Origin of the sequence: Methanosarcina spelaei, from assembly GCF_002287235.1 — an archaeon.
Classification (GTDB): domain Archaea; phylum Halobacteriota; class Methanosarcinia; order Methanosarcinales; family Methanosarcinaceae; genus Methanosarcina; species Methanosarcina spelaei.
Map to the genome: position 1 here is coordinate 1 of NZ_LMVP01000076.1, position 9852 is coordinate 9852.

The 9852-nt window shown below is 43.0% G+C and carries 3 protein-coding genes and 1 pseudogene; all 4 read right to left on the minus strand.

The window, feature by feature from the left end; translation table 11 throughout:
- Window positions 1–96 precede the first annotated feature (96 nt).
- A pseudogene (locus tag ASJ81_RS05595) lies at window positions 97–263 on the minus strand (IS1182-like element ISMac20 family transposase); the annotation flags it as partial.
- Window positions 264–1032: 769 nt separating this feature from the next.
- Window positions 1033–4929, minus strand: coding sequence for a PKD domain-containing protein (locus tag ASJ81_RS05600; protein ID WP_245859844.1), 3897 nt, complete (start codon window positions 4927–4929; stop codon window positions 1033–1035).
- Between the two features lie 1552 nt (window positions 4930–6481).
- Window positions 6482–7240, minus strand: a complete 759-nt coding sequence (locus ASJ81_RS05605; RefSeq protein ID WP_095643628.1) for a COG1470 family protein — start codon at window positions 7238–7240, stop codon at window positions 6482–6484.
- Window positions 7241–7393: 153 nt separating this feature from the next.
- A partial coding sequence (locus ASJ81_RS05610) for an outer membrane protein assembly factor BamB family protein (protein ID WP_141241596.1) occupies window positions 7394–9852 on the minus strand: 2459 nt, incomplete at its 5' end.

The following is a 9852-nucleotide window of genomic DNA, read 5'->3' on the forward strand; positions in this document are numbered from 1 at the left end:
GGTATTGAGGAATTTTAATCCGGCTAAAATGAGGAATTATTCACCGGCCTTGACAGTTCTCCAATAACTCTCAGGATCTCTTCTAAAAACACATTATTTTTTTGATGCAGAAGCTTTTACCATGGATCCTTCAATGCTTAACTGCTCAAGACCTATTACTTCTAGATTTTTAGCTGCTTTAACTCTATTTTGAACAGTTCAGTAATCAATTTTTCATTCTCTTTTCTGAAATCACTGATTGTCCAAAAATTAGGTTGTAGACTTGTTAAGGAATTATCTTGCCTGAAAGCTATCGATTTTACACCTTAATCTGATTAAAAGTGGTCTTTTTCTATAAATCTATAGTTTGCTCCATTCCACAATACGTTAAAATTGATAGCAACTGTTGTAGGAATGAAGGCAATTTGCCACGATTCCTCACTTAACCGTAGATGCATGAAATTCCGGTGATCTGAAAGAGATAACAGCTTCAAAACCCAGTAAAGATAAATATGAAAAATACTATATAAGAAATTAAAAATACTCTTTGAGCAAAATTTCATATTACTCATTACTATTTTTGCTAAATTGTGTGTCTGACTTTTTGGCGTTCAAGAAAAAATTTCAGGATAGAGCTATGTAAAGAAAATAAGTGCTTTCAGTTTCTTTTCTTTTAATACCTCCTATGTTTTTCATGGGGGTTGTCGGTTGGTCTGAGCGGAAGTCTGCCTGCATTTCGAATTTTATAATGCAGTCAGTTAGGTTTCGGACCTTTTGAAGTGCCAGACCAACCGGATTTTTAAAAAGTTTATCTGGAATGTATGCTACGGAAATTTTGATATTTCCTGAAATAACTGATTGAACTAATTAGATCTGACTAAACTGATTTTATTTGATTGAACTAATTGTATCTGATTGAACTAATTAATTATTTCGACTTTTACAGATAAAAATCTTTGGCTAATTATTATTAGCCGGTTGGCTAACAACTTCTCTCACGACTCTTTGTAAAAATCATGACCCTTTAATTTTCAAAAAAGGAAGAAAGTAGCCTTATTCGGCTGCTTCCGCCCAGAAGGTTATCTCCCCTTTTTTAGTTCCAGATTCTACATAGTCAGATGAAACCTGGAGAGAGACAGATTCAATCTCCTGACTGTTCTTTCCTATTACCTTCATGTATTTATTCCAGATCTGGGAGTCCAGCAGCAGCCCCTGGCTGAAAAGACTAGCTCCAGCAGAGGAATCGGTTACTTTAGATATAACATTTACATCGCAGCTTCCTGTGTTTTTGATACTGAGATTCTGAGACTCACTGATTTTTCCGGGGGGCAGTTCCCCAAAATCGAGAGCTAAAGGAGAGACCTCAATCGAAACTATTGGAACAATCTTGACAGTCAGGGAAATCGTGGCAGAAGAGCCATTACCCTGGTTGGAAGTATCGTTACCCTGGTTCCCAGATGACTCAGTGACCGTAATGTAGTTGGTCTTAGTCTCTTCATCGCTTCCGTTTGCGTTGGTCGAGGTAAGTTTAACACTATAAGTACCGGCAATGGTGTAGGTGTGAACAGGGTTCTGCTCAGTGCTGTCGGCAGTTCCATCGTTGTCGAAGTCCCAGAACCAGGAGGTTGGAGAACCACTCGATGTATCGTTGAACTGCACTATCAGTGGCGCTTCACCAGAAACTGGATTGGCTGCAAAATCAGAAACAAGCTGGCTTGAAAAGTATGCATAGACTCTGCCATCTTTACCGATGGAGTATACGACTCCATCGACGATCGCAGGTGTACTGCCACCCCCTTCGTCCTGCCAGATTATCTTGCCAGTATAGGCATCAAGGCAGACGATTCCGGAACCACCAGTCCCTACATAAACCTTGCCGTCGGCAACTGCAGGTGAGCAGGTCCAAAACCCGATTTTGTCTTTGGGATCAGTTTCCCAGACCAGCTCTCCCGTTGTGGCATTGAAGCAGTATGTGATATAACGGGAATAACCGCTACTTACATATATGTTCCCATAAGCATAGGCCGGGGTCGAGTCTGTGCCTATGATAGAGGTGTTGGACCACCTTACTGAACCGTCAGTGATATTCAGTGCATAAAACTGTGCACTTTCTCCGTCCGGGTTATGGGTCGTAAAGTAGATGGCATCGTCAGTTATCATCGGAGATCCACAGGGGTTGCTACTTATATTGGCATGTCTCCAGATCTCCTCGCCTGTATCTGCATTGAGACAATAAACCGAATTTTCACCACCTCCACTGAAGCCATGCCAGTAGAGAACATACACTTTTCCATCCTTATACGCGGGACAGGACTGCGCATAAGATGAGACCGGTACACTGAAATTCCATAGCTCTTCTCCGGTGGACTCCTCAAAGCAGAAGTACTGGTTACCATCCCAATTGGATGAGAAGACCTTACCGTCTGCAACCATCGTACCACCATTTACCGAGTTGTAGGTGGTACCCTCGGGATAGTTATTCAGGCCACACCACACCTTTCCATCATCATAAACAGGTGAAGACCAGGAACCATAAAAACCACCACCATCCCCTTCACCATGACCAGCAAGGACGGCACCGGTCTGCTGGTTAAGACTGCAGATGACAGACATTCCGGTATCGTTATCATTACAATTCACAAAGATTCTGCCCCCTGTTACTGCAATAGAAGAACTTCTAACAGCACCGATGTCGTCACTTACCCAGAGTCTGGTGGCTGTTGACGGTGCAACTCCTTTAGAAAAGCCGCTATGCTGTGCATCTTTCTGGAACTGCGGCCAGGAATCGTTTGTAGCCCATTCGGGAACATTCCAGGGCTCGACTGCTATAATACCGGACTTTTTAACAGTATTATTTCCATACTGGCTTGAAACGGTGAGGGTTACACTGTACATGCCCTCTTCAGTATACTGGTGAGTCGGGTTCTGAAGGTTTGAGGTTGTATTGTCACCGAAGTCCCAGAACCAGGTGGTTGCAGAGTTGGTGTTATTTGAAGTATCGGTGAATTCAACTGATACGGGACTTTGAGTTCCAGAAACACTATATGAAAAGTCCGCTACCGGAGTGATCTGATCTGTGACATTGACAAATCCTGTTCTTGTAGATGTATTGGACTCTTCAGAATTCATAACAGTGAGACTTACCGTATATAAGCCATTCTTTTCGTAGACATGAAAAGGGCTCTTCTCGTTCGAAGTGGAGTTATCTCCGAAGTCCCAGAGCCACTCGGTGATTCCATAGCCTGAAGATTCATCAGAGAAAGATACATTGAGCGGGGCCTTTCCAAATGTATTTTCGGCGGAAAATTTTGAAACAATAGGACCAGTCTCGCTCCCCTTGAGGGCAAAAGTACAACCTGCCTTTCCTTTCCATTCGTTGTTTCCAAAAAATAGATACCCCTGCTTAAGTACAGCCCCGGCAAGAACATATTGCTGCATACTCTCAGGAGGAGTCCAGTGCCAGGCCTCAATGGCATCGGAGTTACCCGCATGATCCTTAAGGCAGTACACCGTCCCATTTTTGGCATTTGTTGTAAAGTAGATGTAGATGTCTCCTGTTGAATTCTCATAGTAGGTGGACACTGTAGGCGAAGATTGGATGATGCCGTTTGCGGTGTACTTCCATATTTCCGACATGTCTGATGCATTCAGGCAGTATAGATAGGGTCCACCACCAGATTTGAACATCTTGCCGACTCCGACATAGAGCCGTCCATTATATACGGAGGGCGTTGAAGTGCTTGGTCCTATACTATGTGAAACCTTATCTGTCTTGACAAATTTCCCTGTCCTTTTATCAAACCCTATCCCACAGCAATACCCAGAGACCGTCGTGAAATAACAGCGACTGCTATTTTCATCATATGAAACCGACGACTCTATCTGGCCTCCGCTGGTCGGTATCGAGAAGACAGTGGATACGTTAATCTCATCCACAAGATCACCCGTATTCTTGTTGAGGGATGTCAGGTTCATATCCTCCCCTCCAAATACAAGGTAATCGCCGATCACAGCGGCTCCTGCCCAGTAATAGCCACTCCCTTCATAACTCCAGCACTGGGTCCCGTTGTCATAATAGCAATAATAAGCGGATGGATTCCCATTGAATATTCCAAAATAGATTCGATGGTCTTCATATACTACGGGGGTGTTTAATTGTGAATAAGGACCTCCAAGTCCTGTTACATTCCATAAAAGCTCCCCGTTTCTAATATCATATGCAGAGAGTTTTCCTTTGGAACTTTCAGGATAGAATAGCTTTCCGTCACCGTAGCATGCAGTCCCAAGATTCTCTCCGGATGTAACGGTGTGCCAGACATAATCTCCCGTCGTGCGGTTGAGGACACTTATATCGTAGCTGCACACGGATACTAAAAGATCATCTAAAACAAGGGGGTTAGTATTCATGTACCCTGTATGTGCAGACCATACCAGCTCAGGGTCATCAATAGGACCAGCCTGCGATGTAACTCCGGTGTGGTAGAGGTTGTTCTTGAACACCACCGTATCCGAAGAATCAAGTACAGGCGCAACTGAAACATTTTTTTCACCGCCTTCTACACCTGAAAACCCGTCAGCCGTCACAGTGATATAACCTGTTTTTATCTCTGAATCTCTGATGTTGGGGCTGGTCACCGTCAGGTTTACTGAATATTTCCCGGTTGTTGTATAGGTGTGTACAGGGTTCTTATCTATAGAATCAACAATATCGTCGCCGTCGAAGTCCCAGGACCAGCTTTCAGCGTATGTGGACTCATCGGTGAAATTTACAGTTAGTGGGACAGTACCGGAATTAACATCTGCACTGAAATTAGCAACCGGGATGAATCCCCCGTCTGATAAGTCTCCACCTAATAACCGGTCGGAAGTCGTTGCAGATGACGGAATAATTACCAGCATCAAAAGAAATATTGCGCAAAGAATGGGAATTTTACCTTTCATTTTTTTCATTATTTGTTTCTCCTACACTTCACATGGGGTTCGTGCCGTTCTACTGGGAAATTTCCGATAAACCGAAGGTTAAAAGAAGTGTTTTTGGATCGGATAAAGGAGTTTATTTGGTGCAAGGATTTTCGGACCTTTAAAGAGAGCAGAACGGAACTAGAATTTGGTTTTTCTGTTTTTTATTACGAGGATCTCGGAATCTACCGGTTTTGAAGGAAGCGGATTTAATATCCCGGTGATCAAATAGACGGTAACAGCATTTAATGATCTAGATAAACGCCGAATGAAAACACAGTTCGAATTGAAAATTAAAAATACTCTTTGGGCAAAAATTTTATATTACCCATAAAGATTTTTGGTGAAGGGTGTACCTTACTTTTCCGTATTCAGGAAAAATTCAGGCCAGAGCTATGTAACGAAAAATAAGTGTTTTCAGTTTCTTATGAATACCTCCTACATTTTTCATCGGGGGGTTATCAGTTGGTATAAGCGGAAGAATCTGTCTGCATTTTGAATTTTATAATGCAGTCAAATTAGGTTTCGGACCTTTTGAAGTGCCAGATCAACTGGATTTTTTAGAAGTTTATCTGGAACATGTACTGCAGAAATTTTGATTTCCTGCGATTTTCCCAGGCAGATGTTATATTAATATTAATGGACTTTATCCCAAGCACAAATACCATCTATCGCTTTTTTAACAGGAGCCAAACATAAAAACGATTATAGTTCAGATTTTGTACTTACATGAAAGAAAGTGCAATTGTCAGGTTAATTAAAGTTTTCTTCCTGAAATTCCAGTATTTATCAATAATACTGAATTAAACTGATTGTATAATTGAACTAATTAATTATTTAAGCACTTTCACAGATAACAAATTTAGCTAATTATTCTTAGCTTTTCAGCTAAGTGTTTACGTCATCAGCTAAAATAATGAATAGATTATTGAATTCATTTTTATTTTAAATCTTAGAAATTTTCTTGAATCTCTATACCTAAGAGTACTTTGTTAATTGGACAATTATATTATTAAAAAATTTTCTAAATTAAAGGCCTTAGTTTATTCACTTCTATTTTCACGTTTTTTAAATGCTTTCCAAAATTTATTGAATTTTTAGGGAGGTTTCAGGGTTTATTTATTTTTTACTAATTGTTCAACATCTATACCCGATTTTCTGAAGCGGTAGATTGTTTTGTTTTTTTCAGTTTAACTCATTTACATTTATTTAGGAGGTTTCGGGAAGCCGTAGACTTAACTTTTTGGGCTCTTCGTTATTTTGTGTGGATGTCCTCACAATGTCCTCATAAAAACCAATGCGGTCTTGAACTGAAAATCATTTTATCCATAGGGAATGACGAAGAGCCACTTTTGTTTCTCCTTTTCAGGTGGTAACAGTGAATTAAAATGGCTTACACCGTTTTTTCCACTCACTTACAATCTTAATCTTTGGATATAAATCCAACAAAAATGATAACAAGTTTGACACTTATAGGTAAGATTGATTTTTCATTTTCACAACAAAAAGCGAGATGTTCGACTGAGACAATTGTTTTGAATCTTTAAATCAGGCCAAGAACTTTGCTTACGCAGATTTTGATCACTTTATCAACGTACTGAATTATACTTCCAAAAATACTATTTGGATCCTCAAACCTCCTGGTTACTTTACCAAGACCTGTGATTTCACTATCAAGACTCATGTTTGCAATTTCCCCCCAATTTTCAGTAGAAGCTTTCAATTTTTGACCTGCAGATATAATAATATCCTGTTTGGAATCACCCAGTGAACTGCTGGCTTTTGCGACAAGCTGCTGTGAAATCTCTTTTACTCCTGAATTATTGGAAGACTTCGGGAAACCTCTTTCCCCTCCAGAACAACTGGTATCTGAAGAGCCTCCCTCAGAATAGCTCACTCCTGAGGTAGAAATATTAATATGAACAGGGATTATAACCCCGGTTCCAACGACTTCTCCAGATACAGTACATGGAATTTTTAATTTGCATTCGACGTCTGTTTCTGCAGTTGCAGGAACATTGAGTTTGACTTTAACTTCCTTGTATTCTCCTGCTTTCAGATCAAAAGAGCTAGAAGAAAATTTAAACCAATCGTCATAAGTATTTTCATCAACGAAAATCCCGTATGTTGCGGTTTCGTTTCCTGTGTTTATCACATAAAGTGATTGTTCTTCAGATGTAGCCGGAGCAAGCTTGAAACTCATGTTTCCAGGGCTTACGCCAACACCTAGACTTGAAGAACCTGCAGCCGCTTGCACTGAGATCACAAGAGCGATAACGAGTAACACGACTTTCAGTCTCATTCACAAACCTCGATATTCTCTAATGCCTATTTTATAAGTCATGGGTCAATCATTTATAAATTTAAAAAAATGAGTACAATTCCCATGTTTAGACAAGTATGAGAGATTTTTGTTCTTACTATTTTCAAAAAAAAGAAAAGGAGGAAAGTAGCCTTAATCGGTTGCTTCCGCCCAGAAGACTATCTCTCCTTTTTTAGTTCCGGATTCTGTATAGTTAGACGAGACCCGGAGAGACGCAGCTGCGCTTTCCTGGCTGTCCTTTCCTATTACCTTCAAGTATTTATTCCAGAGCTGGGAGTCCAGAAGCAGCCCCTGGCTGAAAAGACTATCTCCAGTAGAAGAATCGGCTACTTTAGCTGTAACATTTACGTCGCAGCTTCCTGTGTTTTTGATACTGAGATTCTGAGGCTCACTGGTTTTTCCAGGGGACAGTTCCCCAAAATCAAGGGCTGAAGGGGAAACTTCAATGGAAACTACTGGAACAATCTTGACAGTAAGGGAAACGGTTGAGGAAGACCCATTGCCCTGACATGAAGAACCGTTACCATCGTTTGAAGAACCGTTGCCATCGTTTGAAGAACCGTTGCCATCGTTTGAAGAACCGTTGCCATCGTTCCCGGAAGGCTCCGTGACCGTAATGTAGTCGACCTTAAGCTCTTCATCGCTCCCACTGGAATTGTTCGCGATTAGTTTCACGCTGTAGGTACCGGAGGCATTATAGGTGTGGATTGGGTTCTGATCTATGCTGTCGACGGTTCCGTCGTTTTCAAAGTCCCAGGACCAAGTGGTGATGCCTTCTCCAACGGACTCGTCAGTGAAGTTGACTGTCAGGGGAGCTTCTCCAGAATTCACATCCGAGCTGAAGTCTGCATTGAGGAGAGAACCTTGGATTTCCTTGAAAGCGTATATTTTCCCGCTTCCGACACTGAAGACCATGCCGTCGGCAACTGCTGGGGAACAGCCGCAACCTGTGTAGTTCCAGACCTGTTCACCTGTTTCGGCATCAAAGGCGTAAAGTGTTGAAGAGCCTGTGAAGAGTCCGGAGGCAGCCCCGCCGGTAAAGACTTTTCCATCAGCAACAGCCGTAGAACAGGCCCAGTCTCCTATTTTGTCGGAGGCGTTGGTTTCCCATATGGTGTGCCCGTCGGAAGCGTCAAGGCAGTAAGTCTTTGGATCGCTGTAGCCTACTGTGCCTGTCGACAAATAGACTTTACCGTTTACTACGGTTGGTGTCGAATCCGAGGGAGATACGTCAGACCTTCCCCAGAGAACATGACCATCTGCCAGGTCAAGCTTGTAAATTCCGTCTGAGGAACCGAAACTGAATACAGTGACATATAATCCTTCATCAGTTATTGATACTGAGCCGCATGGGCCGTTTTCAAACTCTTCACTTTGCCAAATCTTTTGTCCGGTTTCGGCATCTACACAGTAGACCGAATTTGAGGTAGTCCAGCATGAAAAGTAGACTTTACCGTCTTTGTAAGCAGGAGTAGACTGGGCATATGTCCCGTCTACCTTGAAGGTCCACAGGAGAGCTCCGTCTTTTTCATCAAGGCAGTAGTAATTGCATCCGTCCCAGTCGCTTACAAAGACTTTCCCGTCACCGATACAGGGCCCGCCGTTGCAGGAAGCAAGGTCGGTTGGGTTGTGGAAAGTCCAGATGATTTCTCCGGACGAGGCGTTTATGCAGTATGTCGCTTTCCCGGCAGATGCGAAAACTTTGCCGGAATCATAGGCCGGAGAGGACCATGAACCCCATTCTGGAGCCTCAACCGTCACATTCCAGACCTCTTCTCCCGTGTTCTCGTCAAAGGCTACAAGCTGGCCGTAGGAGGTTTCGGGGTTGCCCACATCGTCGGTAGGGCCGTTACAGAGCCCGAAAACTTTTCCTTCGGCAATAGACACGCTTGAACTCGGGACAAGGGAATACGTCTCGTTAAGTGGCTTGGCAGTCCAGGCAAGGCTAGCGCTGTCAGGAGCATCGGAGTCCGTGTACCCGCTGTGCTGCGCATCCTTGTGGAACTGGTACCAGGTGTCCTCAGAGACTACAGGAGGCTCTTCCCCTGCAGTAGTGACTTTGATCATGTCCTGGACTTCTTTAACATCACTGTCGTTTCCGTCGCTTACAGTCAATTTGATAGTGTAGTTGCCTGTTTTATTGTAAATATGGCTGGGGTTCTGCTCCGTGCTGTCGACAGTTCCGTCATTGTCAAAGTCCCAGGACCAGGATGTAGGGGTACCTGTGGACTTGTCCGTAAACTGGACTGAAAGGGGCGCGTTCCCGGAAAGCGCGGATCCGCTGAAGTCAGCAGCAGGTGCCGAGGGAGCCTGTGAGTCTTGAGCTGTAAATCCAAAGATGCACTTGCTATCGGTTCCAAAATAGATCCAGCCGTCTGAGATTGCAACTCCCTGAAGAGTATAGGCTGTCTTGCTTTTATCACTGTAACTCCAGACAAGTTCAGGGCTCGTGGAGCCGGGGGAGTCCTTGAGGCAGTATACGCCGCCTGCAGCAGTGTTTTCTGTGAAGTAAATATATACTTCCCCATCCCCGTCGTCGTAGTATGTGGAGATTGCAGGTGAGGATTGAACTACGCCTGCAGGATAATCCC